This window comes from uncultured Allobaculum sp. (assembly GCF_948576815.1).
Lineage (GTDB): Bacteria > Bacillota_I > Bacilli_A > Erysipelotrichales > Erysipelotrichaceae > Allobaculum > Allobaculum fili.
The window spans coordinates 1-21,324 of record NZ_CAPAEZ010000043.1; the positions used below are offsets into that span (position 1 = coordinate 1).

The 21,324-nt window shown below is 51.5% G+C and carries 19 protein-coding genes and 1 tRNA gene; 2 read left to right on the top strand and 18 right to left on the bottom strand.

The features are described 5' to 3' along the window. Window positions 1-38: 38 nt before the first annotated feature. From Q2J39_RS07010 to Q2J39_RS07020, 3 genes are read right to left on the bottom strand one after another with little or no spacing between them, the layout of a single operon-like run. The gene (locus Q2J39_RS07010) at window positions 39-353 is read right to left on the bottom strand and encodes a DUF1828 domain-containing protein (protein WP_288339733.1); all 315 of its coding nucleotides are present in this window, start codon (window positions 351-353) and stop codon (window positions 39-41) included. Window position 354: 1 nt separating this feature from the next. Then, window positions 355-492, bottom strand: a complete 138-nt coding sequence (locus Q2J39_RS07015) for a hypothetical protein (RefSeq protein ID WP_230267595.1) — start codon at window positions 490-492, stop codon at window positions 355-357. An 8-nt stretch (window positions 493-500) separates the two neighbouring features. After that, window positions 501-1,454 (bottom strand): InlB B-repeat-containing protein, encoded by a 954-nt coding sequence (locus tag Q2J39_RS07020; RefSeq protein ID WP_230267594.1) that lies wholly within the window; start codon window positions 1,452-1,454, stop codon window positions 501-503. 44 nt (window positions 1,455-1,498) lie between these two features. Between Q2J39_RS07020 and Q2J39_RS07025 the strand changes: the two genes are divergently transcribed. Next, a tRNA-Arg gene (locus Q2J39_RS07025) sits at window positions 1,499-1,575 on the top strand. A 312-nt stretch (window positions 1,576-1,887) separates the two neighbouring features. Here the strand turns inward: Q2J39_RS07025 and Q2J39_RS07030 are convergent. The 4 genes from Q2J39_RS07030 to Q2J39_RS07045 all read right to left on the bottom strand — a co-directional run bounded on the left by Q2J39_RS07030 (window position 1,888) and on the right by Q2J39_RS07045 (window position 7,926). Further along, window positions 1,888-2,409: a metallophosphoesterase gene (locus Q2J39_RS07030; protein WP_288339735.1), complete on the bottom strand. Its 522-nt coding sequence runs from the start codon at window positions 2,407-2,409 to the stop codon at window positions 1,888-1,890. Window positions 2,410-2,470: 61 nt separating this feature from the next. Next, a complete protein-coding gene (locus Q2J39_RS07035; protein WP_288339737.1) occupies window positions 2,471-3,478 on the bottom strand; it encodes a M15 family metallopeptidase in 1,008 nt (335 codons plus the stop codon). Beyond that, window positions 3,475-5,409 carry an excinuclease ABC subunit UvrC gene (gene uvrC / locus Q2J39_RS07040; protein WP_288339739.1) on the bottom strand — a complete coding sequence of 645 codons (1,935 nt, stop codon included), beginning with the start codon at window positions 5,407-5,409 and terminating at the stop codon, window positions 3,475-3,477. Before uvrC ends, Q2J39_RS07035 begins: the two co-directional genes overlap by 4 nt. A gap of 204 nt (window positions 5,410-5,613) precedes the next feature. Then, entirely contained in the window at window positions 5,614-7,926 is a 2,313-nt protein-coding gene (locus tag Q2J39_RS07045) for an endonuclease MutS2 (RefSeq protein WP_288339741.1), read from the bottom strand. Between the two features lie 273 nt (window positions 7,927-8,199). On the opposite strand from Q2J39_RS07045, the gene rnhC reads away from it, so the two are divergent. Next, window positions 8,200-9,183 carry a ribonuclease HIII gene (gene rnhC / locus Q2J39_RS07050; RefSeq protein ID WP_288339743.1) on the top strand — a complete coding sequence of 328 codons (984 nt, stop codon included), beginning with the start codon at window positions 8,200-8,202 and terminating at the stop codon, window positions 9,181-9,183. A gap of 344 nt (window positions 9,184-9,527) precedes the next feature. Here rnhC and Q2J39_RS07055 read toward each other — a convergent pair whose 3' ends face one another. From Q2J39_RS07055 to Q2J39_RS07105, 11 genes are all read right to left on the bottom strand, one after another. After that, on the bottom strand, window positions 9,528-10,067 hold the full coding sequence (locus tag Q2J39_RS07055; RefSeq protein WP_288339745.1) for a dCMP deaminase family protein: 540 nt from the start codon (window positions 10,065-10,067) through the stop codon (window positions 9,528-9,530). Then, on the bottom strand, window positions 10,064-10,942 hold the full coding sequence (locus Q2J39_RS07060) for an RluA family pseudouridine synthase (RefSeq protein WP_230267611.1): 879 nt from the start codon (window positions 10,940-10,942) through the stop codon (window positions 10,064-10,066). Before Q2J39_RS07060 ends, Q2J39_RS07055 begins: the two co-directional genes overlap by 4 nt. Before the next feature lie 196 nt (window positions 10,943-11,138). Further along, on the bottom strand, window positions 11,139-11,708 hold the full coding sequence (gene lspA, locus Q2J39_RS07065; RefSeq protein ID WP_288339747.1) for a signal peptidase II: 570 nt from the start codon (window positions 11,706-11,708) through the stop codon (window positions 11,139-11,141). A gap of 368 nt (window positions 11,709-12,076) precedes the next feature. Continuing rightward, a complete protein-coding gene (locus Q2J39_RS07070; protein ID WP_288339749.1) occupies window positions 12,077-12,640 on the bottom strand; it encodes a flavodoxin domain-containing protein in 564 nt (187 codons plus the stop codon). Window positions 12,641-12,866: 226 nt separating this feature from the next. Continuing rightward, window positions 12,867-13,361 (bottom strand): MarR family winged helix-turn-helix transcriptional regulator, encoded by a 495-nt coding sequence (locus tag Q2J39_RS07075; protein WP_230267585.1) that lies wholly within the window; start codon window positions 13,359-13,361, stop codon window positions 12,867-12,869. Between the two features lie 570 nt (window positions 13,362-13,931). Continuing rightward, complete coding sequence (locus tag Q2J39_RS07080) at window positions 13,932-15,557, bottom strand: AarF/ABC1/UbiB kinase family protein (protein WP_288339752.1); 1,626 nt, start codon at window positions 15,555-15,557, stop codon at window positions 13,932-13,934. After that, entirely contained in the window at window positions 15,544-15,858 is a 315-nt protein-coding gene (locus Q2J39_RS07085; RefSeq protein ID WP_288339754.1) for a hypothetical protein, read from the bottom strand. Before Q2J39_RS07085 ends, Q2J39_RS07080 begins: the two co-directional genes overlap by 14 nt. A 261-nt stretch (window positions 15,859-16,119) precedes the next feature. Next, window positions 16,120-17,181 carry a PTS transporter subunit IIC gene (locus Q2J39_RS07090; RefSeq protein ID WP_230267582.1) on the bottom strand — a complete coding sequence of 354 codons (1,062 nt, stop codon included), beginning with the start codon at window positions 17,179-17,181 and terminating at the stop codon, window positions 16,120-16,122. A gap of 392 nt (window positions 17,182-17,573) precedes the next feature. After that, on the bottom strand, window positions 17,574-18,536 hold the full coding sequence (locus tag Q2J39_RS07095; RefSeq protein ID WP_230267581.1) for a PPK2 family polyphosphate kinase: 963 nt from the start codon (window positions 18,534-18,536) through the stop codon (window positions 17,574-17,576). 198 nt (window positions 18,537-18,734) lie between these two features. Further along, entirely contained in the window at window positions 18,735-19,634 is a 900-nt protein-coding gene (locus Q2J39_RS07100; protein ID WP_288339757.1) for a DMT family transporter, read from the bottom strand. A 530-nt stretch (window positions 19,635-20,164) separates the two neighbouring features. Next, window positions 20,165-21,013: a biosynthetic peptidoglycan transglycosylase gene (locus tag Q2J39_RS07105; protein ID WP_230267579.1), complete on the bottom strand. Its 849-nt coding sequence runs from the start codon at window positions 21,011-21,013 to the stop codon at window positions 20,165-20,167. Window positions 21,014-21,324: the final 311 nt, after the last annotated feature.

The following is a 21,324-nucleotide window of genomic DNA, read 5'->3' on the forward strand; positions in this document are numbered from 1 at the left end:
AATTATCCCAAGGAGGCGGTCGAGAAAATACCCGTCTTTTATTTGACGCTTACTTCGGACACAGTGGAGCGGGTATGCGGATTTCGATCGTCGCGCATACTGGAGCCCTTTGTCGTGTGCAAGGGCAGTTCACCGAGCTGTTTTTCAATCTCCAGAAGCGCCTGTGCAAAATGCACGAGATCGTCTGGCAGGCGATCCGAATTTGTTTCTTTACGCAGCTCGTTTCCTTTACGAATCAAACCGTATTTTGCACAGACAGACGCAAGACGAGACTGATTCTCATTTTCAATGGCGATTCCAGATAGTTCCAGACCGTTCAGAAGTGTCCTGTCATCGCTGGCGTATCCCCGCATCTTACTTTTCCAGATACACGATAATCTGATCCCCGTGTCGATCGAAATACGGCTGCCGGCATTCCATGCAGGACCCTCGATCCGGCTGTTCAAGCCATGCGTTCATCGCGGTCACAATTCCCGCACGATCCAAATCCATACTTTGTCCTATTTCTCAGACAGACCCTGCGTATCGATACTTTCCTCATCTTCAAAATCCAGATGAAGCGGTCTCCAGAAACGGCCGGGCACATGCAGACTTTCTTCGCTTTCCGGCACCCAGAGGGCATGCAGATTTCGATTGCCGCTCATGCCTTTGCGTACCATCAGACAGATGTTGCCGCGCTCGTCATACCAGCCGCCAAAGCTCCAGCCTTTGCGCCTGGGAACCGGCAAGGTAAACGAAGGCGTATTGATCGAGTAGGAGAGCACCGGATCGACGTCCAGCACGCCTTTGTCCGGATCCAGGCGAATTTCGTATTCTTCTTCCTTCCATCCCGCGTAAAGCGTTGTTGGCTTGGCAAAGCGCATGGACGGATTCCAGGCGCGATGACAGGCTGGATCAAGATACCAGCCCGTAAAGCGATGGCCAATCCGGATCGGCGAAAACGGCGGGTGAATGCGTCCCGCGCCATCGGTTTTTACCGGAGCGACGCGGCTTCCGCCGCACGAGTCAAAGGAAATTTCCACCAGAGCATCGAACGTTCCTTTCAGACGGATTCTTCGCATCCACGACGGATCGATGTATTCGATCAGCTCGCCATCCATCAGCCAGCCGGTAAAGAGCTTGCCTTCGCACTGCGCCGGGTACAGCTTGAGCAGACCGCTTTCGACGGTATAGCTGTGGGGATTCAGCGGCGAGTTCATGCCCTCGTCGAGTTCGTAAATGATGTTGTAGGAAAGCGGCTTCCAGCTGGGATACAGCTGCATCGTATCGGGCAGAAGTCCCGCCGGGTTGACTGGACGCGTCAGTTCCGGATCGACGTACCAGCCCGCGAAGTAGTACCCTTCCCGCTCCGGGGTATTTTTCGATGATGTATGGGAATCCAAAAGGCGGCTTCGATCCAGAGTCTTTGGCGCGTTCGTTCCGTTCTGGATTTCTTTTTGAATATCTTTGGGCATAAATTGCTTGATCCTCTTTCGATTAGTGCTAAAATAATCTCGCTGTCCTGGTAGCTCAGTTGGATAGAGCATGCGCCTTCTAAGCGCACGGTCGGGTGTTCGAATCATCTCCAGGACGCCACTTAGAACGAATCGCCTGAAAAGGCGTTTTTTTTTGCCTTTTCGGATTTGCCTGCCATCTCGCCTGTTTTCTTTTTTACGAAGACAGGCTTTTTCTTTCTAAGCGTTATGGAGTTCATTTTATCACTGAACCGGGTGCGTGGGCAGAGGCGGTACAAATCGGAATCCGGTTTGTACGTCTTCGTCAGAATCCCTCGCGCGCTGGAGATTTCTCCAGATGAAGACGCTCATCGACCATTCAAAAATCCCGGCCTGCTTTTCTTCAAGCAGACCGGGATCTGTTTTTTCCGTTTCGTCGATCAGGTAGATCGGCTTACCACCAGCCGCCGGTCCAGCTGTTTTTCGGTTTGAACGGCCAGTCTTCCTGATGGATCAGTTTTGCGTGGATCTGATCGTTATCGTCGACTTCAATCACCGCGTAGCAGGGCGAATTGCCATCCCGCGGAAAACGCATGCTTCCCGGGTTCACCAGCAGGACGCCGTTGACCTTCTTGATGAGCGGTACGTGCGTATGACCGAATACCGCAATCTGACAGTCGTTTTCCTTAGCTAAGGCGGCCAGTTTTTCGAGCCGGCTGTAATAGCCAAGGCGATGGGAATGCGTCATGTAAATGCGGATCTCCGCATAGGAGACGACCCGGCTGTCTGGCATCAGACGGTTTCCGCCGTAGTCATTGTTTCCGCGCACGAAAATCCAGGCGGGAAAGTATTCCGGGCTGTTTTCGAGATCTCCGCAATGCAGAAAGAGATCGGCATGCGGATACGCTTTTTCCAGTTCGGTGAGCAGGTTTCCTGCTCCATGGGTATCGCTGGCCACAATAATCTGTGCTTTCAATCCTGCTTCCTCCGTTTCCTGTTTTGAGCAGCGTGATATAGAAAGATCTGCTCTTCGATTTCTATTTTAGTTCCTCGAGAACTTCGCCCTTTTCAAAAAGCTCAGAGGCTGCGTCTTGACCGACATAGCGCAAAACGAACGGCTGCCATTTGACCCCGGTTTTCTCTTCCTTCTGCTGGGGATAGCGGAAGACCCAGCCGTATTTCCAGCTATTCTCGCTCAGCCAGTCGAGCGTGCTTTTCTGCTCTTTACTGAGATCGTCGCAGGCTTTGCTCCAGTCTTCGCCTTTTTCTTTCGAAACCACGTCGTTCCATTCGTCAAAGCCGGAAAGACGAACGCTCAAGCCGAGCTGTTCTTCCCGGGTGCCGTATGGGCCCTGATTGTACGAGGCATGTTCCTGCGCCTGCTGCTGGTCTGCCTGACTCATGTAGCCGCCGACGGCCTTGAGTTCATGACCGGCTGCAGCCGCGTCACTGGCCATCTGCAGCCAGCTCGCTGCGGCGGGATAGCGCAGGCTGATGCCCGGCGCGATTTCGGTCAGATCGCCAGGTTCCCAGCGCAAAATCGTTTCGGTTCCATTGAGAACGGCTGTCAGGTCATCGGGGCGTCCGTGATAGAGCGGCAGCGTGCTGCCGGATTCGAAATAGTTGATCAGATCCGTATAGGACAGCCAGCCGAGCAGTTCGCTCATCCGGTCGGCGTCCATGCGATCCCGGTACGTGTTGACGAAATAGACCACAAACTGCGGATCAGCCGCCTGAGCGGCCATGATCTGCTGGTAATAGCGGATGTTGTCCATGTTGAATTCCGCTACGCTCGCGTAGGGCAGCACTTCTTCGGGCAGCAGCTGCATGTTGATCAGCGTGTTGATGTCTTCGTCATCGAGCAGCACCGCCAGCTGATCGCGCTGTTCCGGCGTTCCGTACGGGTAGCGGGTCAGCGGATCGGCCACTTTCTGCAAATGGAAAAAGGTCAGCAGCGCAAAGGCCACGCAGCAGAAGAAAATGACGAGGCGGGTACGCAAAATGACTTTGTTCGATTTCATCGAATGGGTTTCGTTCGCTTTCATTCCTCGCTTCCCCTTTCTGCCCTCTCTTCTGTATGGAGCAAATCGGCCGGATCAGATATTGCAACACTCGGATCCGACGCCGGCGTTTCTGCCGCCGTTCGGGTATTTCCGGCATCCGACACGGGGACGGTTTCGGCGTTTTCCGCCGGACTGGCGGTATCCGTCTTTTCTTCATCGTGTTCGTGCAGGCGCGCATAGAGCAGCGCCGCCGTTTTGGCCGGAACGATTTTTTCAAAATCTTCTAAGGACGCTGCCCGCATCTTTTTCAAAGACGGGTAGGCCGACTGAATCTGTTTTTTGCGCTTTGGCCCAATGCCGGCAATATCGTCGAGAATCGACTTGGTCATGCCCTTGGCGCGCAGTTTCTGGTGGTACGTTATCGCAAAGCGGTGCACTTCATCCTGCATGCGCGTCAGCAGGAAAAACAGCGGATCGGTTTTATCGAGCGGGATTTCCTGAAGATTTTCATTGAGGAGCGCTCTCGTCGAGTGCTTATCGTCCTTGACCAGACCCGCGATCGTCAGCGGAATGCCCAGCTCATCGCGAATGCTCTGGGCGGCATGAATCTGACCGACACCGCCATCGACGAGAAGCAGATCCGGCATTGGCTTGTTTTCGCGCTGCAGCCGGGAATAGCGGCGGCGCACGACTTCCTTCATGGAGTCGGTATCGGAGCGGTAGCCGTCGAGCTGGTATTTGCGGTACGCATTTTTATCGGGCTTGCCGTCGCGGAAGACGACCAGACCGGAAACGTTGTACGTTCCGGAAATGTGCGAGTTATCGAACAGCTCAATCGTATGGATCGGCTTATGGAAAATGGTCGAAAGCTTGCGGTTGGCGCCTTCGAGTTCACGGTCCTTGCGGTAAATGAGCTGGAACTTCTGTTCGTGTGCTTCTTTCGCGTTGGCGCACGCCAGTTCGGTCAGCTTCTTTCGATCGCCGCGCTGCGGAATGATGATTTTCGTATCGAGCGCGTCTTCGAGCGACTCCACATCCGTTCCTTCCGGCACGTAAATGGTCGATGGGATTTTGTTCGTCTGATAGTACTGCAAAATATACGACACAAACGCGTCCTGCACGTCTTCATAAATTGGTGCAACGGACATGTTGCGTTCGAGCAGCTTGCCCTCGCGCACGAAAAAGCCCTGGAAGGAAATGTAGCCTTTGTCTTCGTACCAGCCAAAGACATCGAAGTTGTCCCGGATCGAAAAGTCGATTGTCTGCTTTTCCTGAATGTAGTCGATGGAACGGATCTGGCCAAGCAGTTCCTGTGCCCGCTCGAAATTCAGGTTCTGGCTCGCTTCGGCCATCTTTTCCTGCAGCTCTTCTTTCACTTCCCCGGTATAGCCTTTGAGAAAGCGAATGATTTTCTCGCGGCGCGCGAGCGCCTCTTTTTCATCGACTTTCTGGAAGCAGAAGCCCGGACACTGGTGCATGTGATAGTACAGGCAGGGGGTCTTGCTCATCGTGCGGCAGCGGCGCATCGGGTAGAGCTGACTGATCAGCTTGACCATGTCGTAGGCGTACGTCGAAATCGGATAGGGACCGAAAAAGTCGCTGTTTCTTCCCTTGGCCTTACGGGTAATGCGGACCTGGAAATCCGCCCCCTTGGTGACTTCAATGTATGGATACATTTTGTCATCCATGAACATGATGTTAAAGGGCGGCCGGTATTTCTTGATCAGATTGATCTCGAGAAGCAGCGCTTCCTTTTCGGTTGTGGTGTTGATGAATTCAAAATCTTCGATGCGGGCCACCAGTTTGGTGGTCTTGTTATTGTGAACGCCGTGAAAGTAGGATCGAACCCGGTTTTTGAGAACCTTGGCTTTTCCGACGTACAGGATTTCCTGATTTGCATCTTTCATGATGTAGCATCCGGGCTTATCCGGAAGCAGTTCCAGTTTTTTCTGAATATGTTCGGTCAGCGGCATACGATCCTTTCTAACTCTTTGACAAGAGTGCATTCGTTCAAAAATAAATGGAATATTCAGACGTTATCTGCGGTCAGAAGACCGTTCTTTTTCATTATCAAACGTCTGTGGGACGAAAAAGCGTCCTTTTTCAGTATAGCAAAGCGCGCAATCCCCCGGCTTTGCGAAAGATTGCGCGAAAATCCGACCTGCACTGCAGACGGTTTATTTCAGTTCGACGAGCGTAGCGCCTAGACCGCCGTCGTTAGGTCCGCCGCTGGAAATGCGCTTGACCTGCGGATGGCTCTTGAGATCTTTCCAGACCGCGCTGCGCAACGCGCCGGTACCCATGCCATGAATGATCCGGACGTTTTTAATATTATGGTAAACCGCCTGATCAATATAATGGTCGAGCTCGCGGATGCCTTCTTCGACACGCATGCCGATCAGGTTCAGTTCCATATTGAACGGACGGAAGGAAAGATCCGGACTTTCCTTTTTACGCGGCTGTTTCTGCGCTTTGGGCTTCTTGATCTTTTCGAGCTGATCAACGCTCAGATTGACGCGTCGGCCATTGACCATGACGACAGCCTTATTCTTGCGCACCTGAACGACTTCGCCATGATTGTTGAGGGAGATGACATGGACGTAGTCGCCCGGTTCGATCGTTTCCTGCTTTTCGACCGCCGGCTCTTCGGTTTTCTTCGCGTCGTCGAGCTGACTGAGCTGACCCATTTTCTCGATCTGTTCGTGACTGGCTTTTCCCGTGCTGGCCCGCAGATCGCGCAGGATGGCTTTGGCTTCTTCCTGCTTTTCGTAAAGCATGTCTTCAAGCTGGCGGGCATAGTCGTCGTCGAGACGCTTTTTCATGGACGCCCATTTTTTCTGGTCTTCGTCCGCCTTTTTCTGCAGACGGTGTGCGTCCTTAACGAGCGCGTCGAAGCGGTCTTTCTGCTTCTGTACCTGGGCCTGCTGCTTTTCAAGAACCGACAGCTGCCTGGCGGCTTCGGATTCGTTCTGAGCTTTCAGCTCCCGGGCGCGTTTGAGTACATCTCCGTTCAGCCCGAACTGGCTGGCAATCGGGAACGCGCAGCTCGCGCCGCTGATACCAGGTAAATAGCGATACGTCGGAACAAGTTTCACAGGATCGAATTCCACCGATCCGCACAGCACGCGCGGATTCGTTTTCCCAAAGGCTTTGACCGCGTTGTAATGGGTACTCGTTAAAATCGTAGACCCGCGATCCATCAGCGCTTCGATGACCGCCTGAGCAAGCGCCGCGCCTTCATCCGGATCCGTTCCGCTGCCGATTTCATCGAGCAGAACGAACGTATGTTCGTTGGCTTTCTTAATGATTTTCGCGATTTTGGAAATGTGCGACGAGAACGTCGACAAGTTGTTTTCGATCGACTGCTCATCGCCGACATCGAAATAAAACTGTTCGTAAATGGGAAGCATAGCCCGATGGGCGCTGACCGGAAAGCCGCACTGCGCAAGAAGAATAAAGAGCGCGATCGTCTTGAGCGTAACGGTCTTGCCGCCCATGTTCGATCCGGTAATCATCAGACAGTCCTGTTCATCGCTCAGCGCATACGAGTTGGCGACTGCGGTTTTCGCATCCAGCAGCGGATGTACCGCGTGATCGATATGCAGCGCGTGGCTCATGCCCTGCAGCGTCGGAATGCATCCGTCGTGCAGCTGCATCCAACGTGCTTTGGCCAGAGCCGTATCGATAATTTCGAGCGTTTCGTCGTTGGACAGAAGCGCCTTGGCGTTTGCGCCGACTTTGCGGCTGAGCTCCTTGCAGATGCGCTTCTTTTCTTCTTCGATTTCGTTTTCCAGACTGGCTGCCGCGTTATTGAGCGTCGCCAGCGCGTCTGGTTCTACGTAGCTTCCGGCCCCGGACTGGCTCGTTCCATGGACGATGCCGCCAAACTTATACTTGTCGGCCGCCTTGACCAGAACGCAGAGGCGTCCTCCGGAATACACCGTCATCGTATCGACCAGCGAAGACGAATGCGCCTGAATAAACTTTTTGGCTGCAGCCGACAGATCGGCTTTCGTCTGCACCAGCTGACGGCTCAGGTTCTGCAGGCGGGCGCTCGCATCCGGTCGAATCGATCCGGAAAGATCGATCGCTTCATCGATGTCCGCCGCCAGGGAAGACAGGTTGGCCAGCGTAGAGGCCAGATCCGAAAGCATCGGTTCCTTTTCGGGCGAAAACGCCTTGGCCGCGGTCTGCGACGCCGTAATAAACAGTGAAATTTCCAGCAGTTCGCTGCCGTTCAGCGCGATGCCCTTTTTGGCCAGCTTGACGGATTTTGTGATGTCGCCAAGTCCGCCTAACGAAAGCTCCTGCCCATCCTGCAAAAACGCAAAGGCTTCTGCGCAAAGATCCAGCTGACGCCGAACGACTGCCGTCGATTTGAACACTCTTGCGTCTTTTAAATGGGCTGCGGTTTTGGGCGAAGCCGCCAGGCTGGCAAACTGCTCCAGTACCGCCGGCATATCGATGGCATTCCAGTTATCTACGTACATATCCGTCCCTCTCTTTCCTTCTAAATTCCGCAATGGAATTCGTTGTTTTTTTGCATAAATTCAGTATTTACTGCAGAGTCCTGTCGACTCTGGTTTCTGTGAAATCTTTTCTTTCAGCCTGCACCCGATCCGCTGATCCGCAGATACGCGTAAAAGCGACTGGGATCGGCATTGTATCGTCCGTCTTTTGCACGAGGAAATACAGCTTTCCTCTGCAGGGAAGGCCCGGCGGTCCGGAAACGGCCGCAATCCCTGTAATGATACAATAGGAACATGGCAACTGTTGTACGAACCATGAGCTCGAGCCAGATCGAGACTCTCCACAAAAAACTCAAACCGCTCTCCAAAGCGAAAAATCTTCCCTCTTACGCGGCCTGGTCGATTTATGTCCTGGATTCTTCCGGGAAAAAAGTCGTCGTGACCGCCTATACGTCCGGTAAAGTCGTCATTCAGGGCGGTGATATCGACTGGGTCGTCAGTGTCGCCGATGACATTTTAGGAAAAGACGAATCCAGCGGACGGTTTTCGGCCGCAGAACTTGACGATGTCCCACGGGTCCGTCCCGCGTCGAATTCGTCTTCTGCAGGTCACGGGTCCAAAGCCAATGTTTTCCCGCAGGCCGGCAGCGATGAAGTCGGCACCGGCGATTACATGGGCCCGGTTACCGTCGCTGCGGTAATCGTCCCGGACCAGGAATGTGCCGCGAAGCTGCACGCGATGGAAATTACCGATTCCAAGAAAATGACCGACGCGCGCATTCTTGAAGTGGCCCCGCAAATTGAAGCGATGGTTCCCCATTCCATCGTTATTTTACAAAATGCCCAATACAATCGCATACGCGAGGAAAAAGGCTATAACCTCAACAAGATGAAAGCCATGATGCACAATCAGGTGTACCTGAATCTGCAGAAAAAAGGCTATGCCCTGCCTGAACTTTGCGTGATCGACCAGTTCTGCATTCCGCGCACGTACTATAGCTATCTGGCGCAGGAGAAAAACGTCATTCGCACCATTCATTTTGAGACGAAGGCGGAATCGCATTATATCGCGGTTGCGGCCGCTTCGGTACTCGCCCGCTACGCCTTTTTAAAAGTCTGGGAACAGCTCGAGGCGAAAGCCGGGATGCCGCTGGAAAAAGGTGGTGGAGACAAAGCCACCCAGAGCGCCAGAAAGCTCATGGCGAAAATTGGAAAAGAGCGCATGCCGGAATTTGTCAAAATGCATTTCGTCAATTTCCAGAAAATCGGCCTGGTCTAAGCCCGCAGTACATCCAGAACGTCTCCCTCTTTTGGAACCGTTCTGGATTTTCTTTTGCCCAGAATGCGTGCGGGAAAATCAAAAATCCGATAATTCAAAAATTTGAAAATTCAAAAATCCCGAAATTTGAAAATTCCAGAAGAATCCAAAACGTGAATTCCGCGCAAAAAGAGCGAGCGCGCAGGCATTATCGCCTGCGCGCTGTATGGATGGAAACGGATAGTTTTAAGGGCATCGGTTTCGTTTGTTTCGTCTATTCATCTGGATCTGTTCGGCGTCTGTTTTTATCCGACTGCTTTGTGAACGAGCAGATCGATTTCAGCAGATCTCCATCCAGACAAATCTTACTTCCTGCAGTCCGGGCAGCCGCACTCGCGGGAGCCGTCCTCAGCACAGCGGTCCTGGCCTTCTTCGATGCGGGCATCGATATGGACCTGATAGGGCAGCTGAATGAGTTCAATCCCGGCATCCTGGAACATGCGCTTGCTGGCGATGTTGCCTTCGCTGCCGCAGTACTTATCCGATTCGTACACGACGCGGGTAATGCCGGACTGAATGATCGCCTTGGCGCATTCGTTGCATGGAAAGAGCGATACATACAGGGTACATCCGGCCAGCGACTGGATGGAGTTGAGAATGGCGTTCAGTTCCGCGTGCACCACAAACGGGTACTTCGTTTCCAGAAACTGACCTTCCCGCTCCCACGAGTAGACGTCATCATCGCATCCGCGCGGAAAGCCGTTGTAGCCCATGCCGACCACTCGCTTTTGCGGATTAATAATGCAGGCGCCGACCTGCGTGTTGGGATCTTTGGAACGGAAGGCGGCCAGATGGGCCATCGCCATGAAATACTGATCCCAGCTCAGTACCGAACGTTCTCTCATGCGTTTGCTGCTTCCTTTTCCAGCTCAGCCAGAACTTTTGCGAACGTCGGATCGAGCGGCGCTTCAAAATGCATCTTTTCTTTCGTACGCGGATGGATCAGCTCGAGCTGCATCGCGTGCAGCAGCTGTCCGCCCGCTTCAATCGTTTTTCTCGGACCGTATTTCGTGTCGCCGGCAACCGGATGCTGGATATAGGCCATGTGTACGCGAATCTGGTGGGTACGACCGGTTTCCAGCGAACATTCGATGTAGGCGTAGTCCTTGAAGTTTTCCAGAACGGTAAAGTGCGTTACGGCCGGTTTCGAGTTTTTCGCTGTTACCGCCATTTTCTGGCGGTCTTTTTCATCGCGGCCGATCGGCGCGTCGACGGTTCCGATCGTATGCGAGAACGGATGATGGACGATGGCGCGGTAAATGCGGCGCAGGCTCTTGTCCTGCAGCTGGGCTGCGAGAGATTCATGCGCCATGTCGTTTTTGGCCACAACGAGCAAACCCGAAGTGTCCTTATCAATACGGTGCACAATGCCCGGACGCTTTACGCCGTTAATGCCGGACAGATCCTTGCAATGGTAGAGCAGACCATTGACCAGCGTATGTTCCATATGGCCAGGGGCAGGATGGACAACCATGCCTTTGGGCTTATTGATGACGATGATGTCTTCGTCTTCGTAGACGATATCGAGATCCATTTTCTCCGGAAGAACTTCCAGACTCTGTGCAGGCGGCATATGGATTTCGAGAATATCCCCTTCCTGCATTTTCCGGCTGGCTTTAACGCTGCGGTCGGAAAGTTTGACACGATCTTCTTCAAGAAGGGACGCGGTGCGCGTACGGCTAAGATCAAGGACTTTGCAGATGTACTTGTCCAGACGCATGCCGGCATCTTCCTTACTGCAGGTCAGCGTGATCTGCTGGGAACCGTCGTCCAGATCGACGGTCTGAATCGAATCGGATGCATCGAGATCGTCTTCGAAGTTTACGTCGGTCATAACTTCAGGGGGTGTATTGACCGCATAAAGTGTCTCTTCGACGGTTTCGCTGTTTTTTTCTTCCTGTGGCTTTGGATCCATATTATTTGGACTGACTGGATTTGCTGGATTCATTGAACGCTTTCCTCTCTTTCCATTCCTCGACCAGAACGATCACAATGAGCAGCGCGACGCCGATGGTCAGGCAGACGTCGGCCACGTTAAAGACCGCGAAGGGCGATCCGAAAATATAAAAGCGGAAGAAGTCGCGGACATAGCCGAGCGTCATGCGGTCGATCAGGTTGCCGATGGCGCCTGCCGCAATCAGAGACAGGGCGAATTCCACTTTCGTACTATCGGTTTTCATAAAGTAATACGCGATGACGCAAAGGGCGACAATCGTGAGAATTCCGAAAAATCCCATCGAGACGCCGGTCATGCTGGAAAAGGCCGCTCCAAAGTTTCGTAAGTACGTCAGTTCAAAGAAACCTGGAATAACTTCAATCATGCCGTTGAGGGGAATGCTTTTAACAATGGCCCATTTGGTCCACTGATCGAGGCCGACCATCAGAACGATGATCAGAGCCCCGACCCCTAAAGCGGGCAGTTTCTTTTTCAGTTTTTGTTTTCGCGTCAGTTTATCGTTGTTCGCAGTGTGAGCTGGCTGTTCCATAGACAGGACCTCCCTTTCGATTAAAAACTTTCTTATGTGTATACAGGCTGTATCATGCTCATTTTTGGCATGCGTTTTTATGGATTGCACTTAGTTTTATCGTACGCGCATTCCTTTTGAAAAAGGATCGCACGCCTGAATGAACTGCAGGTTAAAGTCGGGTACGGGACAGTATGATGTTGCTTTAATCCCGCGCAAGCGTGCCTTAATCACAGCCTGTATCATCTTACCGGTTCTTCTGCTCGGAACGCAAAAGAACCGAACCGCGCAGGACGGTTCGGCTGTCTGTTTCTGAATGGGATTTAAATTCTATTTGAAGACGTTTCCGAACGGCTTTTGGAAGGAAAAGCAGGTTCAAAATCGACCCGTCAAAAAAGAGAAGCCGGTTTATTCTTCTTGAGCATCCGAGTCTTTTTTAAGGCGTCGAGAATGGGAAGGATGTATTTCGGGTTGGTCACATCGTACGTTTTAACGATCAGCCGGGCCATTAACGCCTGAGGTTCGGTCTTGTTTTTCTTTGCGAGAAACGTGCGGATGAACAGTTTCATCATCGCTTTGGAAGACGCGGGCAGTTTTTCCAGGTTAAAACCGCCGGGGCAGTAAAAAATATCCTTTACGTTGTGTTCTTCAAAAGCGCGCAGACACTTTTTGCGAAGCCGCTTCACTTCCTCGTTTTCGGACGGACTGGCGCCGACAATATACAGAATCCGTTTCTGATCAGGACAGGTCGGCAAATTGTCCTTCAACCAGTGGAGATCATGAAGATAGCCTCCGCTGATCCAGCTTCCAAAAACGATGGCATCATACTGCGATAAATCTTCGGTACTGGCGGCTGACACGTCCAGGCAGTCCGCATGGGCTGCCGAAGCAATCCAATTCGCATAGCGCTTGGTAAAGCCCGTCTGCGAACTATAAATGACAGCTGTTTTCATAACTTTTTCCTGTAATACGAAATTCCTGTTCGGGCGGATCATTTCCCTGTTTTCCTGTTTCAGGAAAAATCCGTCGCATCCTTTTCTACTCTTTTAAGGAAAGGCTTTTGGATTCCGGTTTCCTTTTTTCCTGGGGCAGAAGATTCCCCGTTTTCTGGTGCAGGAAGAAACCGGCTATTTCCAGAGTCTGGTTCTGAAAAAAGCCTTTTTACCCGGTTCTGTCTTTTTACGAATCGGCTTCCTTTTCCATTTCTTCCTCGATTTCATCGATCCGGTTCTGGAGCCGATGGAGCAGATGAAAGAGCGTTTCGACTTCTTCGTCCGTAAAAATTTCAAACAGCGCTTCACGCTCCTGCGGGCAGACTGGGAAGTAGCTGTCGTGGAACGCGCCGTCCTGATCGGTTGGATACAGGCAGACGGAGCGCTGATCTTCCGGGTTTGGCTGCAGCGTGACATAGCCTTTTTTCACCAGCACATCGGCCAGCTTTTTGACATTCTGTCTGGAACAGCCCAGTAATTTAGCAAGCTGCGTAAAGGTCATCGGTTCCTTGGAATAGCGAACGATCGCCAGAAGGATGATCTGTTTCAGGGAAAGGTCGGGAACGGACTGATCAAACAGCGTCTGGAGCCGGTTGGCGGTAATCAGCAGCATACAGAAGATAAACATTTTCTGGGTTTCTGCTGAGCCGTACAGTTTTTTGATCATTTCTTCCGAATTCATAGTTGTCTCCTGATTGGCAACTTGTTACCGAATATATTAGCAACTTGTTGCGTACTTGGGCACAGAAAGGTGAAAACGCTTTTCGAATATTGAAATTTCACCAGGAATTGTGCCTGTTCTCATCTTTTATCCATTGGTTTTTGCCTCCGGAAATGAACTCGTTCAGTACGTTCGAACAATATGAATCGATCATTCTTCCCTGTCTGCACAAAGTGCCAGGCTGTCGATCCTATCGACGGGTGCGGTTTGGAAATTTCACTTACAGAACCCTATGGATTCAAGAAAGCCGGTACGGTCAAAAAGCAATCGCGTATTTATCCATTTTCGTTGTCACAATCCGCAATGGCAAGACATTTTCCGCCGTTTTTGACAAAATTTTCATCCCCATGGGATACCCATTGTTTTGGAAACTGATCAAAGACACAATTCTTTCCCGATTTTCGCCATGCACCGGGCCAGACCAGGACACCTCCAAAGCATCAAATACGGCCAAGTCGAAAATCCAGACGCGATCCAGTACAATTCGGACAGATTGCGAAGAACCAAATCGAGAAGGCAGAGAAAAACCGGCTAGAACAGCCGGTTTCCGTTTTTTCGATTGAACAGCATTTTGTAAAAGAGCCACAGGCTCAGGCAGAACGAAATAAAGAATCCCGCCAGACCCAGCACCGGAATGCCAAGCAGCTGCGGTTTCATGCCCGTCGTACAAATGATGGAACTGCCCATCAGCAGCGCCGCAATGAGAATGCAGACGACAAGGCGGTCCACCAGATGACTGATCTGGGGCATCAGATGATCGAGATCCGAAATTTTGATGCCGACCTGAAGACGGCCTTTCTGCAGCAAGGATAACGTTCGATCCAGCCGAACCGGCATGTGCGTGAGCGCCTTCAGTCCCGCATAGCTTTCCTTTAAGAAGGTGCTGATTTCCTTGTTCCAGTCGATCTGATCAAGCGTTTTTCCTTCGCTGGAAATGTATTCCAGCATATTCACCTGATCGTCGAGATCTTTGAGCGTCCCCTGAATGGTCACCATCGACCGGGCAAGCATCGTAATCGAGCTTGGCAGCCGTATGGAATAGCGCTGACAGATTTCAATGGCCTCCGTCACCATCACTCCCAGGTCCAGATCTGAAAACGACTGGTTGATGTAGCGGTTTAAATACGTTTCAAGCGCGTTGGAAAAGCCGATGTAGTCGAGATCTTCCGGCGGAATGCCAATATTGAGAATCGCGTCGCAAAGACGTGGCAGATCGCGCTGCGCCAGCGCGTCCAGTGCTTCGCTCATCTGCTGGGCCTGTCCGCGCGTCAGCTCGCCCATCATGCCAAAATCAAGCCAGACGATTTTATCGTCGACAATTTTCAGGTTTCCTGAATGCGGATCCGCATGGAAAAAGCCGTGCTCAATAACCTGGTCAATGAAGTTCATGCCCAGTTTCATCGCGATTTCCTTACGGGAATAGCCTTCTTCTTCAAGTGCCGGATAGTTGTCGATTTCGATGCCGTCGATTTCTTCCATCACCAGCATGTTCTGTCTCGTATACTGCGAATATATTTTCGGGATATGCAGGTAAGGAACGGCATCGTTTTCCGCCCCAAAGCGAATCGCGTTGGCCGCCTCATGACGGAAATTCATTTCTTCCTGCGCCGTTTTCCAGAACTCGTCGATGACGTCATCGAGATTGACCAGACCGGAAATGACCTGATCGAGAGAAATCAGCTTTGCGGCTTTTTTCATCATTTTGACATCGACCTGCATCTGTTCGTAAATGCCCGGCCGCTGCACTTTGATGACGACTTTGTCTCCATCTGGCGTGATCGCCTCATGGACCTGGGCCATACTGGCGGAACCTAAGGGCTTTTCGTCGATGTACGAAAAGATCTGATCGATCGGCTTTCCATACGCCCTTTCGATTTCTTCCTTGACCACCGCATACGGCATCGGATTCACATCCGAGCGCAGCTTTTCCAGTTCCTTGGCATACTCCTTAGGCAGCAGATCCGTACGCGAAGACATGATCTGGCCCAGTTTGACATACGTCGGTCCGAGATCTTCAAAAATCTCGCGCAGCTTAACTGGGGTGATGCCCTGCTGGACATGGTGCCGGCTTAAGACTTTGACAATCTGAGCAAAGCGCTCCCCCGAAGAAACGAGCTTTGTGGAACTGGAAGATGAATTCGTGCTATTGGTCGCCATTTTTCTGTTCCTGGTCTGCCGAAGACGAGGCAGACGATGCAGAAGAAGAAGCCGTCGATTCGGCGGATTGGGAAGAAGCGGAAGAAGCGCCGGCTTGTGCCACAGGACCGCTTTCCTGACGGAATTCGGTGGATACCGAATGGGAATCGCTCATGACTTTCGCGGATGTTCGATGCAGCGGGGTATTCAAGTCGACTTCGGATTCGGTCGCGTTTTTGGTAATTTGGATTGCAAACGAGGGCAGCGGGATATGCAGAGAAATATCGATCGCCCAGTCGTTTTTCTGCTTGATTTTAAACATATACAGATTTTAGCACAGGCCAATTCCCCGCCCGGAAGCCATGTCCAAATCGTTCGTCCCCGGCAGGAATAAAACGAAATCGAATACCGATACCGCTATCTTCAGAGCCCAAAAAGAAAAGCCGGACAACCCGGCTTTTTATGTGTCTGAATTGAATATTGAATAAGAGTAAACTGGCAAAATCATGCGTGAAGGATCCGACCAGAGTGAATTCCATACGGAATTCCATCCAGAACTGGATGGTATAGCAATCGCTGTCGATCAGACGTCAAGCTTGAGATCTTCATTGGTGTACCAGCCAAGTTTTAAGAACAGATGATGGAAGAGCAGCGTGAAGATGGCGGGAAGAATGAACGAAATCAGGATCAGTGCCGTCCAGTCCATGAAACCGATGGAAGCACGAAGGCCTTCGGAAATTTCCGTCATCCAGCCGGTGAATACGCCGATCTGTCCGACCAGACCGCAGGTGCCCATGCCAGAAGAAATGGCGGCGCCGTTCATCTGTAAATTGAACAGGCAGGTGGCGATTGGACCGGTAATGGCGCTGGCCAGAATCGTCGGCAGCCAGATGACTGGCTTGCGTACGATATTGCCCATCTGCAGCATCGAAGTTCCCAGCCCCTGGGCAAAAAGACCGGACCATTTATTGACCGCGAAACTCATGACCGCAAATCCGACCATCTGCGCGCAGCAGCCAGCCAGGGCAGCGCCGCCAGCCAGACCGGTTAACGAAAGCGCAGCACAGATTGCGGCCGAACTGATCGGCAGCGTCAGGAAGATGCCCATCAGTACCGAAACGATGACACCCATTAAAAAGGGCTGAAGTTCGGTAGCCCACATGATCATGCCGCCAAGCGCGGTCGCCCCGCTGCCGATCGCAGGCGCGAAGGCAATCGAAAGCAGAGCACCGATGCAGATTGTAACGAAGGGCGTAACGAGAATATCGACACGGGTTTCCTTGGAAACGAGCTTGCCGCATTCGCAGGCGATGACCGCCACCACGTAAACTGCAAGCGGACCGCCGGCTCCGCCTAGGGCGTCCGCCGCATAGCCGACCGCAAGGAGCGAAAACAGTACAAGGTTTGGCGCGTGAAGGGAAACGCCGATGGCTCCGGCCATCGCCGGCCCTTTGACCGCCGTCGCGTACGAGCCGATTTCCGCGAGAATCGGCAGATTGAGCAGGGTTCCCATCGTATTAAGAATGGTTCCCATTAACAGAGAGGCGAAAAGTCCCTGGGCCATGGCGGAAAGGGCATCGATTCCATACCGTTTGGCAGAAATCTGAACGTCCTTTTTGGCCAGGAATGCAGCAGCAGAACTCATGATTTATTTTTCCTCAACTTTCCTGTAATTGCTCAAAGTATAGGAAGAATCGTGTTTTCGTACAATGCGAATCGAAACCGTACACCTTGAAAAATCCCAAAACTTTGCAGTTTTATGGGATTTTTCTTTCGTGAATGCGCTTGCATGAATCCCCTCGTTTTCGGATCTGTTTTCCTATGAATCCAGCAGGAATATGAAACGCAAAACCGGATCTTCTACTGTATTTCTTTGTATTTCTCCCTCCACTTTCTGTCTGCTTTTACCGCCTTCTCGGACTGTTTTCTGAAAGCGGATCTTCCCTCCTCTTCGCTTTCCCAGAGAAAAAGCGAGTCCCGGATCAAAGATATTCTTCGAACGATGGACTCGCTGTTTTTTTCTATATCCAAACTGGATTACGCGTTGAGCGATTTCTGTTCTTTCAGATCGTCCGTAACTTTTTCATCGGCCGCTTTGACTTCATCGGCATCGGCGACAAAGCTTTTGGCTTCCTGCCCGTTTTTCTCATTGAGCAGAGCCTGCTTGTAAAACGCGAGACGGTCGATCTGTTCCTTGGATAGCTGCGGATACTTCGGATCGATGTTCTCAAGCGCTTTTAAGATCGCTTCACTGACGAGATAGCGAGCAAACCATTTCTGATCTGCCGGAATGACATACCACGGACAGTGCTTGGTCGCGGTGACGTTGATCGCGTCTTCGTAAGCGTGCGTGTAATCGTCCCACAGGGCCCGTTCCGAAAGATCGGCTTCGGAGAACTTCCAGTTTTTCTCCGGTCGATCGATGCGTTCCAAAAAGCGTTCTTTCTGTTTCTTCGCGGAAACGTTCAGGAAGATTTTTACAATCTGGTAGCCGTTCTGGTACAGGTATTCCTCAAAGCCGCAAATCTGAGAATAGCGGCGTTCAATAATATCCTTATTTTTAATCGAAGCCGGCAGGTTGTAGTTTTTCCAGAGCTCACGCACTTTAACGATCAGCACATCTTCATAGTATGAGCGATTGAAAATAGCGATTTTGCCCCGAGCCGGCAGTGCCTTATTGAAGCGCCAGAGAAAATCGTGGGAAAGATCTTCATGTGTCGGGGATTTAAAGCTGTAGACATCCACGCCCTGCGGATTGACACCGCTCATGACATGCTTGATCGTTCCATCCTTGCCTGCGGCATCCCGCGCCTGAATCAAAATGATCAGACCGGCGCTTCCATCCGCATACAGCTTATCCTGCAGCTGCTGGATCTGAAGCTGGTTGGCGGCCGTTCGGGCAATGATTTCCTCTTTCTTTTTCTTATACGCACCCGCCTGACAGGAAACATCCGAAAGGTGAAGTGCTTCTTTTCCATTGTATTTATAGGACTTGAGCATAATAGGCCCTTCTTTCTGGTTTCAGTATAGACAGGCGAACGAACGGCTTTTTGTCGTTTGCCCAAAGGGTGTAAAAAAGCGCATGCCCAAACGACATGTGCCCAAAATCAAAAACATGGAAAACGTCTCCAGAATTCCGCGTTTCAGCCTTTTAAAAAGACAGACAGGAGTACGAAGCAACGGAAGCTGCCCGACCTTTTAAATGCTGGTCTGGGTTGGCGGATTGATCTTCTTTTTAAGCAGATGCAACTCGATCCAGCCGCGTCCTTCGACCATGAGTATGGCTGTAAAGATCAGCAGGCCGCCGGTTACCATCATGACGGACGGAACCTGATGCAAAATCAGAAAGCTGAAAATGTTGGCCCAGAGACTTTCCGTCCCCATTAAAATGGAAGCCGCCGCGCAGGATGTGTATTTCTGCGCCGTCGTCTGCATCAGATAGCACAGGAATGTCGACAGGCAGACTGTATACGCCAGAGAACCGATCGTTTCCATCGAAATCTGCGCCGGCCACGGTTCAAGCAGACCAAACGGAATGGCCAGAACCGCCGCGGTGCTTAGCTGCAGCGCGTTGACAACCGCAACCGAAAGGTGTTCGGACCGGCCAAGCGCGACAATCTGTGCCGCGAAGAAAACCGAACAGCCCAGCGAAAGCAGATCGCCCCAGCGAAGACCGAAGCTGCCGCTGCTCAAGGAAAGAAAGCCGATGCCCGCCATGCAGACTAAAGAGGCGCAAAGAACGAGCCCATCCGGTTTCTGTTTCCAGACAATCCAGGCCAGATACGGAACGAGAACCACATTGACCGACGTCAGAAACGCGTTCATTCCCGGTTCGGTCAGATTGATGCCAAACGTCTGCAGCGCAAAGGCGATGTACAGAAAGCATCCCGAAATCAGACCCGTTTTCTTGGCTTCCTTCTGTACTTTTTCCCGTTTGACCAGAACTGGAATCCAGGCGAGCAGCGCTGCCCCGGCAAATCGAATGAGAAGCATCTGAAACGGTGTAAATGTCTTTAACGCGAAATCCGTAGCAATAAATCCCCCGCCCCAGATCACGCCGATCAGCAGGCAGAGCAGGTTCGCGGTTTTCTTATTCATGAAACAATCCAACCTCCTAAAACGATGGCCGACTTTTCAGGCCAGTCCGCTTTATTGAATCACGTTTGCGGCCTTCCATTTGAAAAAGATCGAGAAACCCACAAAACCGATCGGGTTTTGATCACTTCTGCGTAAAACCAGACCGATTGGTTTTTTCAGTCTTACTCGCTTTACCGATCCTGCCTTTCGGATTAAATCCAGTAATTTCTCAGAACCATCTCCGGATTCGCTTAAGTCATTTGTGAATTATCGCCTGTCCGATCCATAGAAATAGATAGAACCTTGCCGAAACAGCCCCTCTATTTCTTCAAAAGGCACCGTCCTGATCAAGGTCCTTCCAGAACGCGCCAAAGAAAAACAGCGTTCCTGCTTTTTGGATTCAGAAGCGCTGTTCGATATTTCTGTTTGATGGATTTCAATCCTTTTCTACCCTTCCAATGGAAAGACCAAAACGGACAGGGAAATCGAATGCGGTGTGGCAAATTGCGGTATGGAAAGACCGCAAAAAATCAAATACAGAACGGAGCTGGCTACGCCAGGGTCGCCGCCTGCAGCAGAGATGGATCGGCATACGCCATCCAGACAGGAAGCGCCATCTGCGGTTCCGGTTCATCGAGGGAAACGATCGAATAATCCATCGTTTCTTCTGCAGAAGCCGGTTCGATATACTGGTCGATGCCGCAGTCCTGCTCGTAAATCGCATCCGCCTGCTCCTGGGTAATCATGTCGTTGCGAACCATCGCCCGCAGAACAATTTCCTGTTTGGCTTTGGCAGCATCGAAATGAACGAGCGGGTTTAACGCCGAGGGCGACTGCGGAATTCCTGCCAGCAGTGTCGCCTGCGCGTCCGTCAGCTCCCACGGTTCGACGCCAAAGTAGCCGTTGGCTGCCTGGCGAATGCCATGGAAGTTGTTTCCATAGTTAATGATGTTCACATAGAGGGAAAGGATCTGATCTTTCGTGCAGATTTTATCGAGACGGGTCGCCAGTACGATTTCACCGGCTTTCCATACCGGGGTACCGTCATACTGTCCATACAGGTTTTTCACCGTCTGCATATCGATCGTGGAACCGCCCGATTTAGGCATCCAGGGGACGATCTGGGAAAGGCCTGCGCGAATCAGCGCTTTCAGATCCACCGCCTGATGACTATAAAAATGCGCATCTTCGACCGCAATCGTCGCCTGATACAGCATAGGGGAAACTTCTTCGTAGGGCGTATAGCCGGGCATTGCCTCGGCCCGATCCACCAGCGAAGAGAGAGATTCTCTGGATTCAAATTCATTGGCGGTATAGATTCCCATGCCAAAGAAGATCACGGTTCCCGCCAGCGCTGCAAACACGGTCAGGCTGAGAACCCATTTCAGAAGCTTTTTCAATCTTATCGCCTCCTTTAGTGCAACCAGATCTATCCCCGTTTTTCACAGGAAACCGATCGTCCTATCCCGTTTTATAAAACGGGAAGTTTTATTTTAAGCGTCTTATCTGGCTGTGTCCTAAGTTTAGCATGATCAAATTGCGGGATTCATGGCTTCGCCTTTAGTTTGCCTTGCATCCCTGTAAGGCTGGTGTCACCTGCCCGCCCTTCCCTCTTTCTTTTGGTTCAATGAAAAATTTTGTGGGATTTGGGATTCTTGATTGATGGGTTTCTTGAAGCATCGATGATCTTAAGAAAGAAATACCCATCATC

Excerpts from the sequence above, each read along its gene's own strand:
- rnhC (WP_288339743.1), top strand. The coding sequence starts at position 8,200 with ATGGCAACTGTTGTACGAACCATGAGCTCGAGCCAGATCGAGACTCTC.
- Q2J39_RS07075 (WP_230267585.1), bottom strand. The coding sequence starts at position 13,361 with ATGAATTCGGAAGAAATGATCAAAAAACTGTACGGCTCAGCAGAAACC.
- Q2J39_RS07010 (WP_288339733.1), bottom strand. The coding sequence starts at position 353 with ATGCGGGGATACGCCAGCGATGACAGGACACTTCTGAACGGTCTGGAA.
- Q2J39_RS07035 (WP_288339737.1), bottom strand. The coding sequence starts at position 3,478 with ATGAAAGCGAACGAAACCCATTCGATGAAATCGAACAAAGTCATTTTG.
- Q2J39_RS07080 (WP_288339752.1), bottom strand. The coding sequence starts at position 15,557 with ATGGCGACCAATAGCACGAATTCATCTTCCAGTTCCACAAAGCTCGTT.
- uvrC (WP_288339739.1), bottom strand. The coding sequence starts at position 5,409 with ATGCCGCTGACCGAACATATTCAGAAAAAACTGGAACTGCTTCCGGAT.
- Q2J39_RS07085 (WP_288339754.1), bottom strand. The coding sequence starts at position 15,858 with ATGTTTAAAATCAAGCAGAAAAACGACTGGGCGATCGATATTTCTCTG.
- Q2J39_RS07045 (WP_288339741.1), bottom strand. The coding sequence starts at position 7,926 with ATGTACGTAGATAACTGGAATGCCATCGATATGCCGGCGGTACTGGAG.
- Q2J39_RS07055 (WP_288339745.1), bottom strand. The coding sequence starts at position 10,067 with ATGAGAGAACGTTCGGTACTGAGCTGGGATCAGTATTTCATGGCGATG.
- Q2J39_RS07095 (WP_230267581.1), bottom strand. The coding sequence starts at position 18,536 with ATGCTCAAGTCCTATAAATACAATGGAAAAGAAGCACTTCACCTTTCG.
- lspA (WP_288339747.1), bottom strand. The coding sequence starts at position 11,708 with ATGGAACAGCCAGCTCACACTGCGAACAACGATAAACTGACGCGAAAA.
- Q2J39_RS07015 (WP_230267595.1), bottom strand. The coding sequence starts at position 492 with ATGGATTTGGATCGTGCGGGAATTGTGACCGCGATGAACGCATGGCTT.
- Q2J39_RS07090 (WP_230267582.1), bottom strand. The coding sequence starts at position 17,181 with ATGAGTTCTGCTGCTGCATTCCTGGCCAAAAAGGACGTTCAGATTTCT.
- Q2J39_RS07100 (WP_288339757.1), bottom strand. The coding sequence starts at position 19,634 with ATGAATAAGAAAACCGCGAACCTGCTCTGCCTGCTGATCGGCGTGATC.
- Q2J39_RS07020 (WP_230267594.1), bottom strand. The coding sequence starts at position 1,454 with ATGCCCAAAGATATTCAAAAAGAAATCCAGAACGGAACGAACGCGCCA.
- Q2J39_RS07070 (WP_288339749.1), bottom strand. The coding sequence starts at position 12,640 with ATGAAAACAGCTGTCATTTATAGTTCGCAGACGGGCTTTACCAAGCGC.
- Q2J39_RS07060 (WP_230267611.1), bottom strand. The coding sequence starts at position 10,942 with ATGCGTCTGGACAAGTACATCTGCAAAGTCCTTGATCTTAGCCGTACG.